Here is a 23245-nt window from a genome sequence, read left to right as displayed (position 1 = left end):
AGGAAACGCCATGACCCTCCGACAGAAGCCACCCTTCCGGGCCGACATGGTCGGCAGCCTGTTGCGCAGCGCGGCCGTCAAGGAGGCGCGGGCGAAACACGCGTCGGGCGAGATATCGGCCGACCAGCTCAAGGCGATCGAGGACTCGGAGATCAAGGCGCTGGTGAGGAAACAGGAGGAGGTCGGCCTTCAGGCCGTGACCGATGGCGAATATCGCCGCGCCTTCTGGCATTTCGACTTCCTCGAGAACCTCACAGGCGTGCAGGGCTACGACTCCGATTCCGGCATCCAGTTCAAGGGCGTTACCACTAAGGCGCGGGGACTGCGCGTCGTTGGAAAGCTCGATTTCCCGGACGACCACCCGCATCTCGCCCATTTCCGCTACCTCGCCTCGGTCACCAGCCGGGTCCCGAAAATGACTATCCCGAGCCCGAGCATGCTGCATTATCGCGGCGGCCGGAAAGCGGTCGACATCTCGGCCTATTACCGGATGGAGGACTATTACGCCGACCTCGGCAACGCCTATGCCAAGGCGATCAGGGCCTTCTACGATGCCGGCTGCCGCTACCTGCAGCTCGACGACACCAGCCTGTCCTATTTCTGCGACCCTGATCAGCGTCAGATGCTGGTCGATCGCGGCGACGAGCCCGACCGGTTGATCCACATCTATCGCGATATCATCAATACGGCGACCGCAGCCAAGCCGGCCGACATGGTCATCACCACTCACACCTGCCGCGGCAATTTCAAGTCGACCTTCATCGCCTCTGGCGGATACGAGCCCGTCGCCGATCTCGTCTTCAATGAGATCAATGTCGACGGCTATTTCATGGAGTGGGACGACGACCGCTCGGGCGGCTTCGAGCCGCTGCGCTTCCTGCCGAAGGGCAAGCAGGTCGTACTCGGGCTCGTGACCTCGAAGTTCGGCGCGATCGAGAGCAAAGATAATCTCAAGCGCCGGATCGAGCAGGCCTCGGCCTTTGCGCCGCTGGAGCAGCTGTGCCTTTCGCCGCAATGCGGCTTCGCCTCGACAGAGGAGGGCAACGTACTCGCCGAGGACGAGCAATGGGCCAAGCTCTCGCGCATCGTTCAGGTCGCGCAGGAGGTCTGGGGATGAGCCAGGAGCCGTGCTTCGATATCGCCCACCTCGCCCATGTCGAGCTTTTCACCGACAAGCCGGAGGCCAGCCTCGCCTTTTTCGTCGATATCCTCGGACTGACCGAGAGCGGCCGGGACGGCGACAGCGTCTATCTGCGTGCCTGGGACGACTATGAATTTCATACGCTGAAGCTGACCGCGTCTCACACTACGGGCGTGGGTCATGTCGCCTATCGCGCCAGCAGCGAGGCTGGGCTGTTGCGGCGCGTCGCGGCGATCGAGGCCATGGGTGCAGGCCTGGGCTGGAGCGAGGGCGATCTCGGCCATGGCCGGGCCTATCGGTTCCGCGATCCCGACAACCACGTCTTCGAGATCTATTTCGACACCAACAAATACCAGGCACCACCGCATGAGCGCCCCGCGCTCAAGAACCAGGCCCAGCGCAATCACGGGCGCGGCTGCGCCGTGCGACGGCTCGACCATGTCAACCTGCTGGCGCAGGACGTCTCGGTAATCCGCGATTTCATGCCGAAGGCGCTCGGCAGCCGCGTCACCGAGCAGATCGTGCTCGATTCCGGCGAGGTCGGCGGCTGCTGGTTCACCGTCAATAACAAGAGCTACGACATCGCCTACACCCGCGACCACACAGCGGCGCTCGGCCGCTTCCACCATCTCACCTACGCGGTCGACCAGCGCGAGCACATCCTCGAGGCTGCCGACATCTTTCTGGAGAATGGCGTCCATATCGAGACCGGCCCGCACAAGCACGCCGTCCAGCAGACCTTCTTCCTCTATGTCTACGAGCCAGCCGGAAACCGGGTCGAGATCGCCAATGCAGGCGCCCGCCTCATCCTCGATCCCGATTGGCAGACGGTGACCTGGACCGAGACCGAGCGGAAGAAGGGCCAGGCCTGGGGGCTGAAGACGATCGACAGCTTTCACACCCATGGCACCCCGCCGGCCGGCGGCTGAGCGGGCTAGAGCCGCGCCGCGGAGGCCGGCGCCCGGCTCAGATCTTGTTGCCGATATTGTCTCGGTTCTTGCGGCCGGCCGGGGGCCAGCGGAACGGCCCTGCCGCCTTCAGTTGCGCGACATAGGGCAGGTAGTCGCTGAGGGCCTTTCGCGTGCCTTCGTTGCTCTCGGGCGCCAAGCCTTTGAAGACCCTGTAATAATCCTCGATGATCGCGGCGCATTGCTCCATGTTGAAGTAGCTGAGCGACGTGGATGAATCGAGATTGTATTTATAGGCGTCCTCGTACTCGTCGTATTTCAGCCAGAGATACGCGCCTCTGAGGATGTTGTGCCGGCCGTGCCCGGACTGCCAGACATGCACCATCTCATGCACGAAGATCGCGGCGTCGGTGTCGGACGCCATGCTGTAGTCCCAGCTCCAGATCAGCGGGGACATGTTCGGGAAATAGCCCGGCGTGAAGGAGTTCCCGATGCCGCCCGTATGGGAGTCATTCCTGTCGACGGTCTGGTTCGGGTAGTCCAGCGTCGCGCCGAAGATCGGGAAGAGCAGGTGTTTCTCCCCCGCCGTCAGCCCGCGCGGAATAGGGCCGCTGGTCGGCGCGACGGGAGGAGGCGTGGCGGGCGGCGGCGGCTGGACCACAGGCGCAGGTGGAGTGGCCGCCAGGGCTTCGAGCTTCTTGAGCATCGGTCCGTTCGGCTCGAAGAAACCCAGGCGCTGGGTCGGAAAATACTTCGCCTCGAAAGCGAGGATCGCGGCGTAAACCCCGTCGCTGACGATGCCTCCGACTATCCTCGGCTGCAGGCTTCCGCCCGTTCCGCCACTGCTGGCCGGGACGCGGTTGAGCAGGTCGATCACGGTTTTCTGGTCGTCGGACCAATTCTGGCATTGGCGGCCAGCGGCCCGACTGTGTTTTCCGACGCGCGCACGAAGAGGCATGGTCCAACTCCCGACCTGGTTCCCCCCAAACCCCGGAAACCGCCCTCGGTAGCTCAGTCTTGCGCCTCGTATCCGTCCCGGACGTCATGCGATCGTCGGATGTCGACGACTTCGGGAGGCCGTCGCGTCCACCGTCACCACACCATGCCTCGGCGCGCTGACCGGATCGGTCCGCCGGATCCATGCCTGCTCACTGCCAAGCGAGCGGCATGGATCCGGCGCGGGCGGCTCAGGCCAGGTAGCGCTTGAACCAGGCGATCGTCCTATCCCAGGCGAGCTTCGCGTCCGCCTCGTCGTAACGCGGCGTCGAATCGTTGTGGAACCCGTGATTGGCGCCTGGATAGATGTACGCCTCATAGGTTTTTCCGGCCGCCTTGAGTGCGGCTTCATAGGCGGGCCAGCCGGCATTGATGCCGGCGTCGAGCTCGCCATAGTGGATCAGCAGCGGCGCCCTGATCCGAGCGACATCCTCGGCCCGGGGCTGGCGACCATAGAACGGCACCGCCGCTCCGAGTTCCGGATAGGCGACGGCCGCCGCATTGGCGACGCCTCCGCCATAGCAGAAGCCGGTGATGCCGACTTTTCCGGTGGTCTGGTCGCTCTTCATCAGGAATTCGATCGCCGCGAAGAAGTCGTTCATCAGCTTTTCGGGATTGACCTGCTGTTGCAGCTCGCGGCCCTTCTCGTCATTGCCGGGATAGCCTCCGACCGAGCTCAGCCCATCGGGAGCGAGCGCGATGAAGCCGGCCTTTGCGACCCGGCGCGCGACATCCTCGATATAGGGGTTGAGGCCCCGGTTCTCGTGCACCACGACCACTGCGGGGACCCGGCCCGCGGCCTTCGCCGGGCGCACCAGATAGCCCCGGACTTCGCCATGCCCCTTGGGAGAGGGGTAGGTGATATAGCTCGCGACAATATCGGGGTCGGTAAACGAGATCTGCTGCGCAAGCGCATAATTGGGGCTCATAGCGGCCAGGATCGACGCCGCGGTCATGCCGCCGATGGCGTATTTGCCCGCGCGATCAAGAAACTCGCGTTTGCTGATCTTGCCGTGAGCATAATAGTCGTAGAGTTCGAGCAGCTCTTGCGAAAAGTCCTTGGCTGTCAGGCGCGACACGGCATTTCCCCTTATGTCTTCTTGCGGCATTGAGAGCCGATCCTAACGTCCGCAACAAGCCTGTCGTCGAAATTCAGCCCGCCGGTTTTCAAGATCGCGTGTTTTAGCGGGGGCTTTGCGGCAAGTTTGCGTCAGCTGGCCGGCAGCCTATCCCTGGCTTGCCGGAGCTTCCGCCGACGGCGATTGCGTCTGCGGCGCATCGCCCTCGCGCAGGGCTGCCCATGTCAGCAGTGCGTCGAGCGCGGGGCAGAGCGCCTGTCCCCACTCGGTCAGCCCGTATTCGACCTTGGGCGGCACCTGATGGTGCACGATCCGGCCCACGATGCCGTCCTGCTCCATGGCCCGCAACTGCTGGATCAGCATCTTCTGGGACACCGCAGGAATAGCCCGTTCGAGATCCGAAAAGCGCAGGACGCGCCCTCCGAACAGGTGGAACAGGATCACAATCTTCCAGCGGCCTTCCAGAAGCTTCAGCGCCTTTTCGACGCCTTCGGCCGCGCTGTCCTGGGGGGCGCTGGGCCTGCTTTCACGCGTGTACCTTGGTTTTTGTGGGCATCACGGTGCCGGCGCAGCCGCCGTGCGATCCTCCTCCCGAGATTGGCAGGGCGTCGAGGAGAGATCGTCGTCTTGAAGGACCCGCCAGCCCGATCCCTCGAGATCGCTGAACTGGCCAGACCGCATGCACCAGAAGAACGCGGCAAGCCCCGCCAACCCGAGCCCAAGCGCGAGAGGGAAGAGGATCACAAGGATGTTCATGGCTCTGCCCTCGGCGGGACTGCTTGTGCCCCGCCACCGCCGCGCAGGGCGTTGAGCGTGACGATCAGGGACGAGCCGGACATCGCGGCGGCGGCGACCAGCGGCGTCGCAAGGCCCGCGACCGCGATCGGAACGGCAACGAAGTTGTAGAGCACTGCGAACCAGAGGTTCTGCATCATCAGGCGGCGCGCGCGCCGGGCGATACGGATGCTGGCGGCGACGGGTGAGAGGCTGTCACCGAGGAAGACGATGTCGGCCGCGGCCTGGGCCAGATGCGTCGCGCTGATCGGGGACATCGAGACATGCGCCTTGGCGAGCGCAGGCGCGTCGTTCAGCCCGTCGCCGACCATCAATACCTTGCGGCCCTGTGCCGCGAGTTCGTCAAGAATCGTCAGCTTTTCGGCGGGGGCGAGGCCTGCATTGTAGTCGGTGATGCCGAGCGCCCTCGCGACGGGAGCAACGGCCGTCCCGCGATCGCCCGAGAGGATTGCGACACCAAGCCCCAGCGATCGCAAGCCTTCGATACAGGCTTCCGCCTCCGGGCGAAGGCGTTGGCCGATTGCGAAGACGGCGCAGTTCTCGCCCTGTCTCCAGGCGATCAGCGAGGCCGACGGGAAGGCCGTCGCGACCGGGCCGGCCATCGCCTCTGCGTTGCAGAAGGCGATGCTGCCGAGACGCATCTCGCCGTTCTCTGACTGCGCCGACAGGCCCAGCCCCTGATGCTCCTGCACGCCGTGTATCGGCGCCGGGCTTCCGCCGGCGCGGCTGACCGCCTGCGACAGCGGGTGCCGGCTCGCCGCGGCAAGCGCAGAAGCCTGCGCGATGACGTCGGAGTCGAGGCTGTCGGCATTGAGGAGTTCGGCTTCCGGCAGGGTCAACGTGCCCGTCTTGTCGAAGACGACCATGTCGGCCTCGGCCAATCGCTCAAGCGCGCCGCCTTCCTTGAGCATGACCTTGCAGCGAAACAGCGCGGAGGCCGCGACGACCTGGACTGCCGGGATTGCAAGGCCCAGCGCACAGGGGCAGGTGATGATCAGCACGGTGATCGCAATGATCAGCGCCTGCTGCCAGGCCAGTCCGAACGCGATCCAGCCGAGCAGCGTAGCGAGGGCCGTTGCATGCACGAGCGGAGCATAGAGCCGCGCTGCCCGGTCGGAGAGGTGGACATAGCGCGACTTGCTCTCGACGGCCTGCGCCATCAGCTGGTCGATCTGGTCGAGCAGCGTGCCTGTGCCGGCGGCCTCGACCCGAACGGTGAGCGCGCCGCCGAGGTTCAGCGTTCCCGCATGGACACGGCCGCCCATCGCGATTGCGACAGGCGCGGTCTCGCCAGTGACGAGGCTCTGGTCGATCTCGGAGGAGCCGCTCTCGACGAGACCGTCGACGCAGACACGCTCGCCGGGCTGGACGAGCACGAGGTCACCGGCCGCGACGGCGGCGATCGGGACCACCACGGTCGTGCCGTCGGCCTGCAGGCGCGTGGCGGTCTCGGCCCTGAGGGCAGCCAGGTTGCCGGCGAGATCGCGCGTGCGGCGGCGCATCAACTGGTCGAGATAGCGCCCGATCAGCAGGAAGAAGAGCAGCATCACCGCGCCGTCGAAATAGGCGTGCTCGGCGTGGTTCCAGGTCTCGATCACCGACATGCCGAGCGCCAGCATCACACCGAGCGTGATCGGCACGTCCATGTTGACGGCCCCGGCCCGGAGCGCCCGCAACGCGCTCTCGAAGAAGGGGCGCCCGGCATAGGCCGCGGTCGGCAGCGCGATCAGGGCCGAGAGCCAGTGAAAGAAGTCGCGCGTGACCGGGCCGATGTCGCCGCTGTTGCCCGACCAGACGGAGACCGAGAGCAGCATGATGTTCATGGCTGCAAAGCCAGCCACACCAAGGCAGCGCAGGAGCCGCTTCTCCTCGCGCGTGACGCTGTCCTGCTCCTGCGCGGGCAGGAAGGGGTAGGCCTTGAAGCCGAGCCGCGACAGGCGCTCGATCACGACCTCGGGCGCGATCGCGCCTGTGCGCCATTCCACCGTGACGCGGCGCAGCGCCAGGTTGACGCGCGCGCTCAGGATGCCGACGTCGCCGGCAAGCCCGCTTTCGATCGCATGCATGCAGCCGGCGCAGCGGATACCGTCGACCGCGAGCTCCATGCCCGCGATGCCGGGATCGCGCTGCCGGACGAAGATCGAGAGATCCTGGAAAGCGCGGGGTTCCGCGAGGCTCATCGACCTACTCCTTCAGCAGGATGCGGCTGCGCGAGCTGAAAACCGCCTCACCATCGCGCCTCGCTTCGAGCGTGAGCGTCCAGGCGCCGCCATGAATGGCGGGCAGCTTCGCCGCGTAGCGCCCACTGCCGGTCTCGACCAGGCTGGCGATGCGATCCTCACTGCGGTTTGCGGGGTGCTGAAGCTGCGCCTCGATGCCAAGCCCGGGGACCGGCGTGCCCGAATTGTCGAGCAGCGAGAGCGTGATTTCCGCATCGGCACCGGTCCGGTTGACCTGCGCCTGCGCCTGCCAGCCGCGCTCCGCTTGTGCGTGCATCCGCGCGATCTCGCCGTTGAAGCGCTGGCTCGTCTCGTAGGCGCTCTTCGCCTCGACGCCCGACATCGTCTTGATCGCGGCGGTCATCATGATGGCGTTGACGCCGGCAACGACCACGAAGAAGCCGATGAAGCCCGCCAGCACCATCCGCCCGCTGAGCACGAAGGAGGGACGAGGCTTGGCCGGCAAGCGGCTGGGCAGGTCGACGGGCATGATGAAGGCTCCGCAGCAGGACATGATCTGTGCTCTAGCGCGCAATGAAATGGTCCTGGGCGGTCACCGTCTCGCCCGCGAAAAGATCGGACGCGGTGAAGGTGATCGCCTGGGACTTGTCGAGGGGGGTGTCCGACGGAACGGTGACGAGCGCCCGGACCTCGCGCGAGGAATCGGCCTCGACCGTCACTATCGGCCTGATATCTGCGGTTGCGCGCGTCCCGACCACGTCGATGCGCACGCCTGAAGGGCCCGACACCGTCAGAGCGAAGGGCCGTGCCTCGGGCCGCTTGTTCAACAGGCGGATGACATAGGCGTTGCGGATCGCGCCGTCGCTCAGCGTGACGAAGAGCGGCGAGCGCTCGTGCAGGACGGAGATTTCCGCCGTCCTGCGCGTCGCAAGCTGGTAGACCATCGCGCCTCCGACGAGCGCGATCAGCGCGCCGTAGATCAGCGTGCGTGCCCTCACAGGCCTGTAGACCGGAGCCTGCTTGGCAAGGCGGCGCTGGACATTGTCGTTGGTGTCATAGGCGATCAGGCTCTTGGGATAGCCGATCTTCGCCATCACGGTGTCGCAGGCGTCGATGCAGAGCCCGCACTGGATACAGGCCATCTGGTTGCCGTCGCGGATGTCGATCCCCGTCGGGCAGACGGCGACACATAGCCGGCAATCGATGCAGTCGCCGGCAGGCTCGCCGGCAGCGCGCAGCCGCTCCGCCTGCTTCACCGAGGCGCGCGGATCGCCCCGGTCGTAGCGATAGGTGACGTTCAGCGCATCGTCGTCGGTCAGTGCGGCCTGGATGCGGGGCCAGGGGCACATATAGGTGCAGACCTGCTCGCGCATGATGCCGGCAAGCACATAGGTCGTGAAGGTCAGCGCTGCGATCCAGAGATAGGCCGTCAGCGGCGCGGTGAAGCTGGCAAGCTCCCGCACCAGCGTCGGCGCATCGGCGAAGTAGAGCACCCAGGCGCCGCCGGTCCACCACGCGATAACGAGCCAGACTGCGTGCTTGGCGCTCTTGCGGGCTGCCTTGTCGAGGCTCCAGGGAGCCTCGTCGCGCTTGATGCGCTCGCGCCGGTCGCCCTCGAAGAAGCGCTCGACGGCCAGGAACAGGTCGGTCCAGACCGTCTGCGGGCAGAGATAACCGCACCAGACGCGGCCGGCGAGCGCGTTCATCAGGAACAGGACGAAGGCGCCGATGATCAGCAGCCCGGTGAAGTAATAGACCTCCTGCGGCCAGATCTCGATGAAGAAGAAATAGAAGCGATTGTTGGCGATATCGGCCAGCACTGCCTGGTTGGGCAGGTTCGGGCCGCGATCCCAGCGCAGGAAGGGCAGCAGGTAGTAGATGCCGAGGCAGACGAAGAGGATCACCCACTTCGCGCGCCGGAAGGGTCCCGACACGCTTTGCGGATAGACCTTCTTCGTCGCAGCAAAGAGCGGCAGGTCGTCGGCCTCGGAGGCGTTCACCTTACTGGCCCCCTCCGAGCGAATGCACATAGACGGTCAGCGCCTTGATGGTGGTGGCGTCGAGGCGGGTCTTCCAGGCCGGCATCACGCCGTTGCGGCTGTTGCTGATGGTCTCGGTCAACGAGGCCAGGTCCATGCCGTAGAGCGAGATGGCGTCCGTCAGGTTGGGCGCGCCGAGTTCCTGGTTGCCCTTGCCGGCAGCGCCATGGCAGGCCGCGCAATTCTGCTCGAAGAGCTGCTTGCCCTTGGCGAGATCGGCCTTCGGCGCCGTCGGGAGCCCGGCAAGCACGCGGACATGGTTGGCCACGGAAGCGATCTCGTCGCGGTTCAACATGCCGTCGCGCCCGAAGGCCGGCATCTGGCTGACGCGGGTATCGTTGTCGCCTGCGACGCGGATGCCATGCTGGAGGGTCGTCTCGATTGTCGCCAGGGACCCGCCCCAGAGCCAGTCGTCGTCGTTGAGATTGGGGTAGCCCTTCGCGCCGGCGCCGCCGACGCCGTGGCAGGCGGCGCAGTTATCGCCGAACGCAGCCTTGCCCTGGGCCATGGCGATGCGGAACAGCGATGGATCGGCCTTGATCTGATCGAGCGAGGCCTCGGAGAGCCCCTTCGACTGTCCGGCCCGGAAGGCCTTCAGCGTGTTCATGTCCTCCTCGATCGCGAGCCGCGTGGCGTAGCCGAGCACGCCCTTGGTCGCGTCGGAGATCAGCGGCCAGGCGGGATAGACCACCCAGTAGCCGACGGCCCAGATGATGGTGGCGTAGAAGATGTTGAGCCACCACCGCGGCAGCGGCGTGTTGAGTTCGCGGATGCCGTCCCATTCATGGCCGGTGGTCGACTGGCCGGTGACTGTGTCGAATTCCGGCTCGGGCTTGTTGACCTGGTGCATCGCTCAGTCCTCCCGCAGCGGCGTGCGGGCGGCTTCATCGAAGCGCGCGCGGTTGCTCGGCCAGAACGCGTAGGCACAGACGCTGAGGAAGATGCCGACGAAATAGAGCAGCCCGGCCGATTGAGCGAAGCCTGCAAGCCATTGATATGTTGATTCCATGGCGTCCTCGCTCAACGGATGTTGGCTTTGTTGTCGTAGAGCTTGAAGTCGACGAGGGTGCCCAGGACCTGGAGATAGGCTACCAGCGCGTCGGCTTCCGTGATGCGGCCGGGATTGCCGTCGAAATCCCGCGCCTGGACCTTCGGGTAGCGCGCCTCGAGATCGCCAGCCCCCGGATGATCGGGCGTCGCCTGGGCCTCGAGATCGCGCCGGGCCCGCGTGATCATCTCGTCGCTGTACGGCACGCCGCCGCCGCGATTGGCGCGCAACTCGTCGGCGATATCGTTGTAGTTGAGCTCGGTCTTCGCCAGGAACGGATAGCCGGGCATGATCGACTGCGGCACGAGCGCGCGCGGATCGGCGAGGTGCTCGCGCTGCCACTCGTCGGAATATTTCCCGCCGACGCGGGCGAGATCGGGCCCCGTGCGCTTGGAACCCCACTGGAAGGGCTTGTCGTACATGCTCTCGGCCGCGAGCGAGTAGTGCCCGTAGCGCTCGATCTCGTCGCGCAACGGCCGGATCATCTGGCTGTGGCAGTTGTAGCAGCCCTCGCGCACATAGATTGCGCGGCCGGCAAGCTCGAGCGGGGTGTAGGGGCGCATCCCGTCGACCTTCTCGATGGTGTTCTTGAGGTAGAACAGCGGGGCGATCTCGACGAGGCCACCGACCGAGATCACCAGCAGAACGCCGAGGATCAGGATGATCGAATTGGTCTCGAAGATCTTGTGCTTCGACCAAAGCGACTTGCGTGGCGCAGGCGCGCGGGTGTCCAGGCTCGACATCTCTTGTGTCCTTACTGCGCGGGAACGAGCTGCGGCTGCAGCGTGGCGTCGGAGGCCGGTACGTCGGCCTCCTCGGTCCGCACCGTCATCCAGAGATTGAACGCCATGATCAGCGCGCCGATCAGGAAGAGCGCGCCACCCAGCGCCCTGATCACGTAGAAGGGGTGCATCGCCTCGACGGTCTCGATGAAGGAGTATTCGAGGAAGCCGAGCGAGGTATACGCGCGCCACATCAGGCCCTGTAGGATGCCCGAGACCCACATTGCAGTGATGTAGAAGACGATGCCGAGCGTCGAGATCCAGAAGTGCCAGTTGACCAGCTTGAGCGAATAGAGCTCACGGCGGTTCCAGAGCCAGGGCACGAGGCAGTAGATCGCGCCGAAGGAGATGTAGGCGACCCAGCCGAGCGCGCCAGAATGGACGTGGCCGATGGTCCAGTCGGTATAGTGCGACAGCGAGTTGACCGCCTTGATCGACATCAGCGGACCCTCGAAGGTCGACATGCCGTAGAAGGCGAGCGAGACCACCATGATGCGCAGCACAGGGTCGGTGCGCAGCTTGTCCCAGGCGCCCGAGAGCGTCATCAGGCCGTTGATCATGCCGCCCCAGGAGGGCATCCAGAGCATGATCGAGAAGGTCATGCCCAGTGTCTGCGCCCAGTCGGGCAGGGCGGTGTAGTGCAGATGATGCGGGCCGGCCCAGATATAGAGGAAGATCAGCGCCCAGAAGTGGATGATTGAGAGCCGATAGCTGTAGACCGGCCGGTTCGCGCGCTTGGGCACGAAGTAATACATGATCGCGAGGAAGCCGGCGGTGAGGAAGAAGCCGACCGCGTTGTGGCCGTACCACCACTGGAACATCGCATCCTGCACGCCCGACCAGACCACGTAGGATTTCGGCGAGAACACAGAGACCGGCAGCGCCAGGTTGTTGCCGAGATGCAGCACGGCGATGGTGACGATGAAGCCGAGATAGAACCAGTTCGCCACATAGATATGCGGCTCCTTGCGCTTGGCGAGCGTCATCAGGAAGACCAGCAGATAGGTCACCCAGACGATCGTCAGCCAGAGATCGGCATACCATTCCGGCTCGGCGTATTCCTTGCCCTGGGTGATCCCCAGCAGATAGCCGGTGCCCGCCAGCACGATGAAGAAGTTGTAGCCCAGCACCACGAACCAGGGCGCGAGATCGCCTGCCAGCCGCGCCCGCGAGGTGCGCTGCACCACGTAGAAGGAAGTCGCGATCAGCACGTTGCCGCCGAAGGCGAAGATCACCGCAGAGGTGTGCAGCGGCCGCAATCGGCCGAAATTGGTCCAGGGCAGGTCGAAGTTCAGGCCCGGGAAAGCCAGTTGCAGTGCGATGATCAGGCCGACGCTGAAGCCGGCGATGCCCCAGACCATCGCGGCGATGGTGGCGACCTTGACTGGCTCCATGTTGTAGTTGGGCTTGCCGTCGCGCTCCTGCGGCGCGGGCACGATGCCGGGCTTGAAGCAACGGTTGCCGATCAGGAAAACCGTGGCGATGCTCGCGAGCATGGCGAGCACCGCATGGAACGCGTAGCCGGAGTGCTCGGTCATCGCGGCGATCAGCAGGAACGGTATCGCCGCGCCAGCCGCTATCAGCAAGCCGGCCATTTCGCCGGTTGTCATCTGCCTGATCGGATAGCCTGTCGCCGACATGCGCAGCCCCTGTTCGTTGGCAGCGCATGGCATGCGCCGTTCGAACGGAGGCTTAGGCGTCCCTAACCGGGCGGGCCTTGATCCAAATCAAATGCCGTGCTGCCCGCGCCAAACGGCCGGAAACACGAGTTCAGGCAGCGGCGATATGCGCCATCCGGCCCGTGTTCACCAGCCTTACGCCATCGGGAACGATGAGGATCGTCTTGTCCTTGGCGAGCTTGGTGAAGGTCCGACTCACCGTCTCGATCGTCAGGCCGAGGAAATCGGCGATGTCCTGGCGGCTCATCGGCAGGGGCACGGTGACCGATGGCTTGCCGATCTTGCCCCAGCGCTCCTGCATCGTCAGCAGGAAGCAGATCAGCCTTTCCTCCGCCGTCCGGCGGCCGAGCAGCATCATCTGGTCCTGCGCCAGCGTCAGCTCGTGGGTCGAGAACTGGTGCAGGCGGCGCAGCAGGTGCGGCTTGGCGTCGACGAGCGCCGCATAGGCGGGGCGCGAGAACGCGCAGGCCGTGACGGTATCGATCGCATCGGCGGAGAATCCGAAGGCGTCGCGCATTGCGAGGCCAAGAAAATCACCGGGCAGGGCAAATCCGACGATCTGCCGTCGCCCGTCCCTCAACACGTTGTAGAGCCGCACCACGCCGGCGGTGATGTTGTAGACCGAATGCGCCGGCTGCCCCTGGCCGAACATGCTCTGCTTAGGAGCAAACGTCGTCTCTTGCGCCATGGCATCGAGCAGCATGAGCTCGTCGTCGGAGAGCGAGGCACAGACGCTGGACAGGCGAACCTTGCAATCCAGGCAGCCATTCGTCGGCTGGCCGTCGGACCGACAGGCCGCTGGGTGGCAATCCACGATCGAATACCTCAAATTCCGGCTGGAATATTATTCATGTCTGGCAATCAGCTTTTGAGCTCACTGACAAGCTTAGAAGAGCGATTGACCTGCATCAATGCGTCAATACGCGCAGCCGAAGCACGGTATCGCCGCATTGCGAGGGCCGCCGGTGAACGAGGACATATACGAGGCGGTCCGGGTCACGCCGCCTGAGATCCAGGGTGTCTATGGCCTGATCATGCTTTCGCATCCCGATGTCACGCTCGGTGACTGGAAGCAGTTCGCCCGGCCGCTCGTCAAGGCGCCGCGGCGGGATCGCGGCATCGTCGCGCTGCGCGACGGCCGGGGCTGTACCCATGGCCTGTTCAGCTTCCGGGTGGCCCAGTTGCTGGGCTGCGATACCGTCTTGCAGGTCACCGAACTCGCGGCGCTGCGTCTCCCCGGGACTGTCCTGCTTCAGGCCCTGCTGCGATTTGCCGATGATCTCGCCCGCGAACTGGGATTGCCCTCGATCGCGCTCGACATGCAGCGTTCGGCGACTGCCCAGCAGGATGTGGGGGAGCTTGAACGGCGCGGATTTTCCCTCGATCGTGTGCTGTTGCGCGGTCGGGCGAGCCGACGGACTGGGTCCTGCTCGGGAGCTTGAGGGCAGACCGCGACGGAAAGTCCGCCGATCGCAACCGGCGGACTTCCTGCGGTTGTTCAGGGTAGGAACGTGAACTTGCCGATTTCGCAGACATTCACCTTCTTCTTGATCACGGAGCTGCCGTCCGAGAACACCGCCTTGAAATCATAGATGCAGGCCGAGGTGCCATCGTCGATGTCCGCCTCGAGGGTCTCGCCGTTGTCGAGCGTGTCGTTGTCCAGCATGTCTTCTTCCCAGTTATCCGTGCCCGACGACGAGGCGAAGAAACTGGTCATGGTGCCGCCGGTCTTGTTGATGACGTCGACCTTCCGGTTCGCCGCGAGAGCGGCACCGGCAAGCATGGAAGATAGTGCGGCGGTGATAATCAGTAGGCGGATAGGCATCAGGCGTTTCCATAACGGCAGGCGAAACGGCTCGCCCGCAACCTCCGCCAACTGTCACAGCGTCAGGGCCGTGGCAATTCGATATTACCGTCCGGCACTACTGCGCCGCAGCATAATTACATCGCGGCCGCAGCATCAGCCGGCCGATGGGACGTGCCGGAGCACGCCATCGGCTGGGTCGTCGGAGCAGGGGCCTCCGATCGCCCCCTTCACATCATCCTGGGGTTCGGGCCCGGCATCGCGCCGGACGTCGCTCTCCGCACGTTTACGGAGAGACTGTCCCCGAAGCTTGGCCAGCCGATCATCATCGAAAACGTCACGGGAGCCGCCGGCAATCTCGCCGCGCAGCGCGTCGCGCAGTCGGAGCCTGATGGGCATACGCTCCTGTTCACCAGTTCGAGCAGTCTCGTCAGTGCAGCGCTCTACAAGTCGACGCCCGTCGATATGGCGACGGATTTCCAGCCGATATCGATCCTCTATGAGCATCCGAATGTTCTCGTGGCGAGCCGGAAGATCGGCATCGGGAACGTTGCCGATTTCATCGACTTCGTGTGCTCGCATCCTGGGAAACTGACCGTTTCATCGGCCGGGACAGGCACGACGCAGCATCTGGCGACGGAGATGCTGCGGGTATGGCCAGCGTGGATATCGCCCACGTCCCGTACCGGGGTGGAATGAATATCCTGCAGGACCTGTTGAGCAACCAGGTCAGCACGAGTTTCGCCGTGCCGACCAGCACGATGCCTTACGTGCGCTCTGGTGATCTCGTCACGCTCGCCGTGACCTCGGGGAAGCGGTTCCGGCTGCTGGCGGAGGTGCCGACCCTGGCCGAGGCGGGGTTTCCCGGCTTCGAGATGACGGTCTGGTGGGGGTTACTCGCTCCCGCGGGGACGCAGAGCGAAATCGTCGACAAGCTGCACAAGGCGACGATCGAGACGCTCGCCGAGCCGGAGGTTCGGAGGCGTTTCGAAGGCATGTATCTGGGCATCACGGCGAGCACGCCGGCCGGCTTTGCCGAGGTCATCGCGACAGAGACGCCCCGATGGGCGCAACTCGTCCGCAGCATCGGCCTGCAGCCCAACTGATCGAGGCCGCGCCGGGCCGCTTGGCGACCGTAGGAAGGTCGCAAAGTATTGCGGCCCCGATGAAGCGGTTAGCTGAGATGCCTGGCGCGCCAAGTGATCAAGTGTCTCTGTGCGAGCAGCCGTTGCAGCCAAAAAGCAGACCCAGCGCAATGTCCGCGAGCTTGGCAGCAGGGCGCTGTGTGCTACCTTCCCCTTAGAGCGGATCCAAAAGCCGCCATCGGCGTCGCCGTTGAATCCTTCGGCGTGGCCAGACACGTAGGGAGGAATACGATGCGAAAGGTGCTTTTGACCGCCGTCGCGGTCGGTGGTCTCGTTGCGGCCTCGTCAGTCGCGGGAGCTCAGGAAAAACTCAAGGTCGGCATGATGGCGACGCTGTCGGGCGCATTGACGTCCGGTGGCGAGGATGGCGTGCGCGGCGTCCAGGTCGCGCTCAAGCAGATGGGGAATAAAATCGCGGGTCGCGAGGTCGAGTTGATCATCGCAACGACCGATGCGAGCCCGGATTCGGCCTTGAGGGCGGCGCGGAAACTCGTCGAACAGGACAAGGTTCAGGTCATCGTCGGCCCGCTTTCGGGCTCGGAGGGCATCGCGATCCGCGATTACTCCAAGACCGTGCCGAACGTCACGATCATCGATGGTTCCTCGGGTGCGCTCGAGACGACCTACGTCAATCCCTCGCCAAACTACTTCCGTTTCAACAGCAACGGCGCGATGTGGATGGCGGGGCTCGGCGAATACGTCTTCAAGGACAAGGGCTTCAAGAAGATCTCGGTGATCGGTGAGGACTATTCCTTCCCCTACACGCAGGTCTTCGGCTTCGCGCTGGGTTACTGCAAGGCTGGTGGCGAGATCACCCAGCGCCAGTGGGTGCCGCTCGGGACTAAGGATTTCGGCTCGGTTATCGCCAACATTCCCGATGATGTCGACGCCGTGTTCCTCGGCCTCGGCGGCGGCGACGCCGTCAACTTCCTGAACCAGTACAGCCAGACCGGCGGCAAGGCGAAGTTCGTCGGCGGCTCGATCATGGTCGACCAGACCGTGCTCTCGTCTCGCGGCGCGGCCAAGCGCCTGCTCGTCGGCACGCCGTCCTCGGGCGGTGTGGCGGATGCGTGGGACGATCCGCGCTGGAAGGCCTGGGTGAAGGCCTATCAGGACGCATTCCCGGCCGACAAGCGCTTCGCCAGCCCGTCGCTCTTCGCGACGAACTACTACAATGCCTTCACCGCCCTCGCGACAGGGCTGACCAAGGTGAATGCGGACCTTTCGGATGGCGGCGCGAAGCTGCGGGCGGAACTCGCCAAGGTGGAACTCGACGCACCCAACGGGAAGATCAAGCTCGACGACGACCGGCAGGCGATAGCGACGACCTTCATCACAGAGGTCGCGGAACTGCCGAACGGCGAGCTGACGAACAAGTTCGTCCGCACCGTTCCCGACGTCTCGAAGACGATGGGGCTCTCTGCCGAGGCGTTCAAGGCGGTGGGGCTGCCCTCCCGCACGAACCCGGAATGCAAGAAATAGGCGCCTGACTCTGTCGAAGGGGAGCCGCGACATGCGCGCCCCCTTCGTCCCTTCACGTTCCGGTACCGGGTGTCCGCCGCCATCGCTGCGGACACATCGGGAGCAGCTTGCCTGATGAGGCGCGGCCCGCTCGCCCGGACAGTCCAACGCGAGGAACCATGAGTCGCGCAGTTGCGGTCTGCCACGGTCCTTTCGGTCGGGTTTCGATCTACGATCTCGACCGCCCGCTGGTGCTGCATGCCCATCGCGAGGCCCATCTGATCTTCTTCCTGGAGGGATCGCGAGGGCTCGTGACGGTCGGCGGCCGTTCGACGCGCGTCGACCGCTTCATGGCCATCGCGATCAACCCGTGGGAACCCCATAATTTCCAGCCGGAAAGCGCGGGCTCCTTCGGCCTGTTCCTGGTCGTCTACCTAAGGCCCGAATGGCTCGCGGCCCAGTCGATGACGCCGGCCGGCGGCATGGTATTCCCGTCATCCGAACTCGTCGTTACCCGCGAACTCGCCGCCTGGCGCGACAAGGTCGTCGAGATGCTGCTGTCCTCTCGGCGGGACCTCAATCTCGGGCCGGTGCTGATGGCGCTGGCGCAAGCCTCGAGCGAGCCTATCGAACCTGAATTGGCCTCATCGTTCGCCCATCTCGCGCCGGAGGGTGCACTCGACCGCCGCGTGCTGCGGGCCTGCCGATTGCTGGAGGAACACCCGAGCTACGAGGGCGCGCTCGAACGTGTCGCCCGCGAGGCCGGGCTGTCGCGAGCCCATTTCTTCAAGCTCTTCCGCCAGCAGGTCGGCGTGACCCCGACCGTCTTCGCGAACACCGTCCGGCTCGACGCCGCGCTCGACAGGCTGGTCTTCTCGCAGGATCCGGTGACGCGGATCGGCAACGGCCTGGGCTTCTCCTGCCAGAGCGTCTTCACCCGCTTCTTCACGGCCCATATGGGCATGGCGCCTCGCGACTACCGGCGCGTGCTGCGCACGATCGGCCCGATGCCACTGCTGGCGGCCAGCCCGATGCAGGCGGCCCATGTCTGACTTCATCGCCCGCCGCCCGGTCTGGTCGTTGCTGATCGTCATCGCGATCGGCATCCTGGCCTTCCTGGTCTTCTCGGTCTGGACACCGGGCGTCGAGGCGGTGCTGGGCCGCAAGCGCGTCTTCTTGAGCGCCCTGTTCAACGGCATCACGCTCGGCGCGCTCTATTTCCTCGTCGCCAGCGGCTTCACGCTGATCTTCGGCCTGATGCGCAACGTCAATCTGGCGCATGGCTCGCTGTATCTCTTCGGCGGCTATCTCGGCTTCAGCGTCGGCGAACTGACAGGCTCCTGGCTGATGGCGCTGCTTGCTGCCTTTATCGTCGTCGGCATCGTCGGCGTGCTGATGCAGGTGCTGCTCTTCCGTTGGATGGAGGGCCAGGATCTGCGCCAGACGCTGGTGACGATCGGGCTCTCGATCATCTTCGCAGACCTGCTGCTCTGGAACTATGGCGGCGACACCTTCCAGGTGACGACACCTACCTGGCTCTCCGGGCCTGTCGAACTGCCATTTGTCGTCGCGCTGCGCAGCAATGGCGAGGCGGTGATGATGATGTACCCCTTCGTGCGCATCGCCATCCTGATCGGCGCGATCATCCTCGGCGTCCTGATGTGGCTTGCCCTCAACCGCACGCGGGTCGGCATGCTGGTGCGCGCCGGTGTCGATGACCGCGACATGCTCTCGGCGACGGGCGTTCGGGTGCAACTCGTCTTCGTGATGATCTTTGCCTTCGGGGCAGGGCTCGCGGGGCTGGCGGGTGTCGTCGGCGGCACCTTCCAGTCGCTGCAACCGGGCGAAGACACCAAGATCCTGCTCTCCTCGCTGGTGGTCGTCATCGTCGGCGGGATGGGCTCGATCCCCGGCGCCGCGATCGGCGCGCTGATCGTCGGCCTCGCCGAGCAGTTCGGCTCCGTCTACATGCCGACCTACGCCGTGATGCTGACCTTCATCATCATGGTCGCGGTGCTGGCGGTACGGCCCCAGGGCCTGGCGGCGAGGCGCTGACCATGGCCATCGCCGATCTCAACCTCGAGCAGCGCGCAGGTCCCCGGGAGAGCTTTTCGAGCTGGCTCGGCCGTCGCGGCACGGCCTTCTGGGTCGTCGGCGTGCTGCTTCTGGTGATGCCGGCGATCGCCAGCCCCTTCTGGCTCATCCAGATCATCGCCTATGCGATGATCCTCGGCCTCGTCGCGCTGAGCCTGATGTTCCTCGCGGGCTATGGCGGCATCGTCAGCCTTGTGCAGATGACGGTCGCGGGCTGCGCCGGCTATCTCGTCGCGATCCTCGGGGACAGCGCGATCACGCAGATCAGCCTGCACTGGCCCTGGTGGATGGTGGCGCCAATCGCGATCCTGGTCGCGACGCTGTTCGGTACGCTGAGCGGCGCGCTCTCGGTGCGGACCGAGGGCATCTACACCATCATGATCACGCTCGCGATCGCCTCGGCCTTCTATTACCTTACGCTGCAGAACTACACCGTCTTCAACGGCTTCAGCGGCTTCAACGGGGTCAAGCCTCCGGTCTTTCTCGGCGTCGACTGGGGCGAGAACCTGCCGTTCTACTATCTGACGCTGGCCTGCACGGTGCTGGCCTACGGCGCCGTCATCTACGTCTCGCGCGCCCCGTTTGGCCTCGCCTTGCAGGGCACGCGCGACAATCCGCGCCGGATGGCGGCGCTCGGCTTCGACGTCGTCGCCCATCGCATTGCGGCCTACACCTTCGCCTCCTTCATCGCCGCCTGCGCCGGCGTGCTGCTGGTCTGGTACCAGCGCCAGATCTCGCCGGGCACGGCCGGCGTCGGCCCGGTCGTCGACATGCTGATCATTGCGGTCGTCGGCGGCCTGAGCCGGCCCATCGGCCCCTTCATCGGCGCGCTGGTTTATGTGCTGCTGCGGACGTTCTCGCTCGACATGCTCGAAGGCGTCGGGCTCGACGGCAAGCGCTACCAGCTGGTGATCGGGATGGGCTTCCTGATCATCGTGCTGTTCTCGCCCGACGGGCTGATCGGCATCTGGCAGCGCCTGCGTGAGCGCTATCGTCGCAACACGGACAACCGCGACGCCGGGATGCGAGTCGGGGGAGGCGCACCATGAGCGCCATCGCCGCACGCGAGGGACTGGCCTCGGCCGGCTCGGCCAATGCGCTGGAACTGCGCGGTGTGTCGCGGTTGTTCGGCGCGCTGGCTGCGCTTTCGGACGTGACACTCTCGGTCAGGCCGGGCGAGCGCCGCGCCGTGCTCGGCTCCAATGGCGCCGGCAAGACGACTTTGTTCAACTGCATCACCGGTGATTTCGCGCCGAGCGCGGGCATCATCCGCTTCTTTGGCGAGGACGTGACCGCTTTCCCGCCGCAGGAGCGCATCCGGCGCGGCCTGCGACGCACCTATCAGATCTCCTCGCTGTTTGCGGGATTGTCGGTCCTCGACAATGTCTACCTGGCCTGCCGGGGCGTCTCCCGGAACCGTTTTTCGCTGCTGCGGCCGCGCCGGGACGATGCGCTGATCCACGCGGCCGAGCGGCTCGTCGATGCGGTGCATCTGACCGCGGTGAAGGATCGGCTCGTCGGCGAGCTCGCCTATGGTCAGCAGCGCCAGCTCGAGATCGCGCTCGCGCTGTCGGGCGCGCCGCGCTTCATCCTGTTCGACGAGCCGGCGGCGGGCCTCTCGCCGACGGAGCGGCGCGACCTCGTCCACATCCTGACCTCGCTGCCGGCCCACATCGGCTACATCATCATCGAGCACGACATGGATGTGGCGCTGCGCGTCGTCGAGAGCGTGACGATGATGCACAACGGGCGCATCTTCAAGGAAGGACGCCCGGAGGAGATCGAGACCGACCCGGAAGTCCAGGAACTCTACCTCGGAGGCGCTCATGGCTGAGCGGCTCAAGGCTCCCCCGGCTCCGGGCGTGCCGGTCCTGCAGATCGCCGGGCTCAACGTCTTCTATGGGCGTTCGCATGCGGTGCAGGGCGTCGATCTCACCTTGCAGAGCGGCGTGCTCTCCGTGGTCGGCCGCAATGGCATGGGCAAGACCACCATGTGCAAGGCGATTATGGGGCTGGTGCCGATCAGCGCGGGCTCCATCCGCTTCTTCGGGGAAGAGATCGCGGGACGCTCGCCCGCGGAGATCGCGCGCCTCGGCATCGGCTATGTCCCGCAGGGGCGCCGGCTCTGGCGCTCGCTCACCGTCGACGAGCATCTGCGGCTGATGCAGCGCGGCAAGCGCGGCGCCTGGACGCCGGAGCGCGTCTACGAGGTCTTTCCGCGTCTCGCCGAGCGACGCAACAATGGCGGCGCGCAACTCTCCGGCGGCGAGCAGCAGATGCTGGCCATCGGCCGCGCGCTGCTGCTCAATCCGCGCCTGCTGGTGATGGACGAGCCGACCGAGGGTCTGGCGCCGGTCATCGTCGCCCATGTCGAGGAGATGTTGGTCCGGTTGGCGGAGCAGGGCGATGTCTCGATCCTCGTGATCGAGCAGAACATCGGCGTCGCCACGCAGATGTCCGACCCCGTCGCGATCATGGTCAATGGCCGCGTCAACCGCATCATCGCCTCGGCGACGCTCGCCGGAGACCGCGAACTGCAGCAGCGCCTGCTTGGCGTCGGGCGCCACGGCCATGACGAGACCGACGGCGCGCCGGACGCTGCCGCCGGCGCGACGGACGCCCACCCGACAGTATCGCCTGCATCGCCCGGCCCGACCCGCATCTACAACGCCAATCCTGTGATCCCGACGCGCTGGTCGCAACCGGTGCCCGCTTCGCGGATTGAGGCGCAGGCGCGCACCATCTCGCGGCCGACGCTCGCCACACGCAATGGCGAGCCGGTGGGCGCGCTCCGGCCCCTCGCTGCCGCTGCCGTCAGCGAGCCCTATGTCGTCGTCGCCGGCACGCTCGACACCAAGGGCGAGGAGTTGCGCTACATCCGCGACCTCATCCAGGCCGAGGGCCTGCGGACGCGGCTCGTCGACCTCTCGACCTCCGGCCGCAGCGCGGGCGGCGATGTAACGCCCCAGCAGGTCGCGCTCGCCTCGGCACGCGGCTCGACCGGCATCGCCTCGGGCGACCGCGGCACTGCGGTTGCGGCGATGACCGAGGCTTTCGCAGCCTGGCTCCCCCGCCAGGAGGGCGTGCTCGGAATCATCTCCGCCGGCGGCTCGGGCGCGACGGCCATGGTCACACCGGCCATGCAGGCGCTGCCGATCGGCCTGCCGAAGCTGATGATCTCGACCATGGCGTCGGGCGATGTGCGCGCCTATGTCGGCGCCAGCGACATCGCGATGATGCACGCCGTCACCGATGTGCAGGGGCTGAACCGCGTTTCGCGGCTGGTGCTCGGCAATGGCGCGCGGGCGGTGTCCGCGATGGCCAGGGCGCGGCTGGCTGACCTCCGTCGCGAAACCGGGCCACGCCGGCCCGAGCCCGACAAGCCGCTGGTGGGCCTGACGATGTTCGGCGTCACCACCCCTTGCGTCCAGCAGGTCGCCAAGCTGCTCGCTGCCGACTGGGAGCCGCTCGTCTTCCACGCCACCGGCACGGGCGGGCAATCGATGGAGAAGCTGGTCGATTCCGGGCTCGTCGGCGCGGTTATCGACGTCACCACCACCGAAATCTGCGATCTCATGATGGGAGGCTTGCTGCCTGCGACCGAGGACCGCTTCGGCGCCATCATCCGCTCGCGCATCCCCTATGTCGGCTCGGTCGGCGCGCTGGACATGGTCAACTTCTTCGCGCCCGAGACGGTGCCGGAGCGCTACCGCGCCCGAAAACTCTACCGTCACAATCCGCAGATCACGCTGATGCGCACCACTGCGGACGAGAATGCGCGCATGGGCCGCTGGATCGGCGAGAAGCTGAACCAGATGGAGGGCCCCGTGCGCTTCCTGATCCCCGAGAACGGCGTCTCGGCGCTCGATGCGCAGGGGCAGCCCTTCCATGATCCGGCAGCCGATGCCGCGCTGTTCCAGGCGCTGGAGCAGACGGTGCGGACGAGCCCGAGCCGGCAGCTGGTCCGCCTGCCGCTCCACATCAACGACCCCGCCTTCGCGGCCGCGCTGGTGCAGCAATTCAGGTCGCTGCACGCCGGCCGCCGGCGCGAGCGGGCCGCGGGAGGGCGGACGTGACGATGCAATCGAACCAGC

Annotated in this window: 24 protein-coding genes; 11 read left to right on the top strand and 13 right to left on the bottom strand. The window is 65.6% G+C overall.

Annotation, left to right across the window (positions count from 1 at the left end; translation table 11 throughout):
• The first annotated feature begins 10 nt into the window (after positions 1 to 10).
• Both AC1D2L_RS00450 and AC1D2L_RS00445 read left to right on the top strand, forming a co-directional pair.
• Positions 11 to 1117 carry a 5-methyltetrahydropteroyltriglutamate--homocysteine S-methyltransferase gene (locus AC1D2L_RS00450; RefSeq protein WP_476843849.1) on the top strand — a complete coding sequence of 369 codons (1107 nt, stop codon included), beginning with the start codon at positions 11 to 13 and terminating at the stop codon, positions 1115 to 1117.
• Complete coding sequence (locus AC1D2L_RS00445; protein ID WP_476843848.1) at positions 1114 to 2070, top strand: catechol 2,3-dioxygenase; 957 nt, start codon at positions 1114 to 1116, stop codon at positions 2068 to 2070. The genes AC1D2L_RS00450 and AC1D2L_RS00445 overlap by 4 nt, the downstream gene beginning before the upstream one ends.
• A gap of 37 nt (positions 2071 to 2107) precedes the next feature.
• On the opposite strand, the gene AC1D2L_RS00440 is transcribed toward AC1D2L_RS00445, so the two are convergent.
• The 12 genes from AC1D2L_RS00440 to AC1D2L_RS00385 form a co-directional block, all read right to left on the bottom strand.
• Positions 2108 to 3007, bottom strand: a complete 900-nt coding sequence (locus AC1D2L_RS00440) for a hypothetical protein (RefSeq protein ID WP_476843847.1) — start codon at positions 3005 to 3007, stop codon at positions 2108 to 2110.
• 229 nt (positions 3008 to 3236) lie between these two features.
• The gene (gene yghX / locus AC1D2L_RS00435; RefSeq protein ID WP_476843846.1) at positions 3237 to 4124 is read right to left on the bottom strand and encodes a YghX family hydrolase; all 888 of its coding nucleotides are present in this window, start codon (positions 4122 to 4124) and stop codon (positions 3237 to 3239) included.
• A 147-nt stretch (positions 4125 to 4271) separates the two neighbouring features.
• Positions 4272 to 4598, bottom strand: coding sequence for a winged helix-turn-helix transcriptional regulator (locus AC1D2L_RS00430; protein WP_476844639.1), 327 nt, complete (start codon positions 4596 to 4598; stop codon positions 4272 to 4274).
• Between the two features lie 81 nt (positions 4599 to 4679).
• Positions 4680 to 4880, bottom strand: a complete 201-nt coding sequence (gene ccoS, locus AC1D2L_RS00425; protein ID WP_476843845.1) for a cbb3-type cytochrome oxidase assembly protein CcoS — start codon at positions 4878 to 4880, stop codon at positions 4680 to 4682.
• Entirely contained in the window at positions 4877 to 7099 is a 2223-nt protein-coding gene (locus tag AC1D2L_RS00420) for a heavy metal translocating P-type ATPase (protein ID WP_476843844.1), read from the bottom strand. Before AC1D2L_RS00420 ends, ccoS begins: the two co-directional genes overlap by 4 nt.
• 4 nt (positions 7100 to 7103) lie before the next feature.
• Positions 7104 to 7628 carry a FixH family protein gene (locus tag AC1D2L_RS00415; protein WP_476843843.1) on the bottom strand — a complete coding sequence of 175 codons (525 nt, stop codon included), beginning with the start codon at positions 7626 to 7628 and terminating at the stop codon, positions 7104 to 7106.
• 34 nt (positions 7629 to 7662) lie between these two features.
• Positions 7663 to 9129 carry a cytochrome c oxidase accessory protein CcoG gene (gene ccoG / locus AC1D2L_RS00410; protein ID WP_476843842.1) on the bottom strand — a complete coding sequence of 489 codons (1467 nt, stop codon included), beginning with the start codon at positions 9127 to 9129 and terminating at the stop codon, positions 7663 to 7665.
• Positions 9101 to 9988, bottom strand: a complete 888-nt coding sequence (gene ccoP, locus AC1D2L_RS00405; protein ID WP_476843841.1) for a cytochrome-c oxidase, cbb3-type subunit III — start codon at positions 9986 to 9988, stop codon at positions 9101 to 9103. Before ccoP ends, ccoG begins: the two co-directional genes overlap by 29 nt.
• A 3-nt stretch (positions 9989 to 9991) precedes the next feature.
• The gene (locus AC1D2L_RS00400) at positions 9992 to 10147 is read right to left on the bottom strand and encodes a cbb3-type cytochrome c oxidase subunit 3 (protein ID WP_476843840.1); all 156 of its coding nucleotides are present in this window, start codon (positions 10145 to 10147) and stop codon (positions 9992 to 9994) included.
• Between the two features lie 11 nt (positions 10148 to 10158).
• Positions 10159 to 10929: a cytochrome-c oxidase, cbb3-type subunit II gene (ccoO, locus tag AC1D2L_RS00395; protein WP_476843839.1), complete on the bottom strand. Its 771-nt coding sequence runs from the start codon at positions 10927 to 10929 to the stop codon at positions 10159 to 10161.
• 11 nt (positions 10930 to 10940) lie between these two features.
• The gene (gene ccoN, locus AC1D2L_RS00390) at positions 10941 to 12578 is read right to left on the bottom strand and encodes a cytochrome-c oxidase, cbb3-type subunit I (protein WP_476844638.1); all 1638 of its coding nucleotides are present in this window, start codon (positions 12576 to 12578) and stop codon (positions 10941 to 10943) included.
• Between the two features lie 160 nt (positions 12579 to 12738).
• Positions 12739 to 13350, bottom strand: a complete 612-nt coding sequence (locus tag AC1D2L_RS00385; RefSeq protein WP_476843838.1) for a helix-turn-helix domain-containing protein — start codon at positions 13348 to 13350, stop codon at positions 12739 to 12741.
• 262 nt (positions 13351 to 13612) lie between these two features.
• On the opposite strand from AC1D2L_RS00385, the gene AC1D2L_RS00380 reads away from it, so the two are divergent.
• The gene (locus AC1D2L_RS00380) at positions 13613 to 14089 is read left to right on the top strand and encodes a hypothetical protein (protein ID WP_476843837.1); all 477 of its coding nucleotides are present in this window, start codon (positions 13613 to 13615) and stop codon (positions 14087 to 14089) included.
• Positions 14090 to 14145: 56 nt separating this feature from the next.
• On the opposite strand, the gene AC1D2L_RS00375 is transcribed toward AC1D2L_RS00380, so the two are convergent.
• Complete coding sequence (locus tag AC1D2L_RS00375; protein WP_476843836.1) at positions 14146 to 14472, bottom strand: hypothetical protein; 327 nt, start codon at positions 14470 to 14472, stop codon at positions 14146 to 14148.
• A gap of 153 nt (positions 14473 to 14625) precedes the next feature.
• On the opposite strand from AC1D2L_RS00375, the gene AC1D2L_RS00370 reads away from it, so the two are divergent.
• The 8 genes from AC1D2L_RS00370 to AC1D2L_RS00335 all read left to right on the top strand — a co-directional run bounded on the left by AC1D2L_RS00370 (position 14626) and on the right by AC1D2L_RS00335 (position 23227).
• A complete protein-coding gene (locus AC1D2L_RS00370; RefSeq protein ID WP_476843835.1) occupies positions 14626 to 15150 on the top strand; it encodes a Bug family tripartite tricarboxylate transporter substrate binding protein in 525 nt (174 codons plus the stop codon).
• Positions 15147 to 15557 carry a Bug family tripartite tricarboxylate transporter substrate binding protein gene (locus AC1D2L_RS00365; protein WP_476843834.1) on the top strand — a complete coding sequence of 137 codons (411 nt, stop codon included), beginning with the start codon at positions 15147 to 15149 and terminating at the stop codon, positions 15555 to 15557. Before AC1D2L_RS00370 ends, AC1D2L_RS00365 begins: the two co-directional genes overlap by 4 nt.
• Before the next feature lie 270 nt (positions 15558 to 15827).
• Positions 15828 to 17078 (top strand): ABC transporter substrate-binding protein, encoded by a 1251-nt coding sequence (locus tag AC1D2L_RS00360; RefSeq protein ID WP_476843833.1) that lies wholly within the window; start codon positions 15828 to 15830, stop codon positions 17076 to 17078.
• 158 nt (positions 17079 to 17236) lie between these two features.
• A complete protein-coding gene (locus tag AC1D2L_RS00355) occupies positions 17237 to 18109 on the top strand; it encodes a helix-turn-helix transcriptional regulator (protein ID WP_476843832.1) in 873 nt (290 codons plus the stop codon).
• Positions 18102 to 19112: a branched-chain amino acid ABC transporter permease gene (locus AC1D2L_RS00350; RefSeq protein WP_476843831.1), complete on the top strand. Its 1011-nt coding sequence runs from the start codon at positions 18102 to 18104 to the stop codon at positions 19110 to 19112. Before AC1D2L_RS00355 ends, AC1D2L_RS00350 begins: the two co-directional genes overlap by 8 nt.
• A gap of 2 nt (positions 19113 to 19114) precedes the next feature.
• Positions 19115 to 20200: a branched-chain amino acid ABC transporter permease gene (locus AC1D2L_RS00345; RefSeq protein ID WP_476843830.1), complete on the top strand. Its 1086-nt coding sequence runs from the start codon at positions 19115 to 19117 to the stop codon at positions 20198 to 20200.
• On the top strand, positions 20197 to 20985 hold the full coding sequence (locus AC1D2L_RS00340; protein ID WP_476843829.1) for an ABC transporter ATP-binding protein: 789 nt from the start codon (positions 20197 to 20199) through the stop codon (positions 20983 to 20985). The genes AC1D2L_RS00345 and AC1D2L_RS00340 overlap by 4 nt, the downstream gene beginning before the upstream one ends.
• Positions 20978 to 23227 carry a Tm-1-like ATP-binding domain-containing protein gene (locus AC1D2L_RS00335; RefSeq protein WP_476843828.1) on the top strand — a complete coding sequence of 750 codons (2250 nt, stop codon included), beginning with the start codon at positions 20978 to 20980 and terminating at the stop codon, positions 23225 to 23227. Before AC1D2L_RS00340 ends, AC1D2L_RS00335 begins: the two co-directional genes overlap by 8 nt.
• The last annotated feature ends 18 nt before the right edge of the window (positions 23228 to 23245 follow it).

It is taken from the genome of Allobosea sp. P1_B10, assembly GCF_056406735.1.
This window is presented reverse-complemented; position numbering and strand designations above follow the sequence as displayed.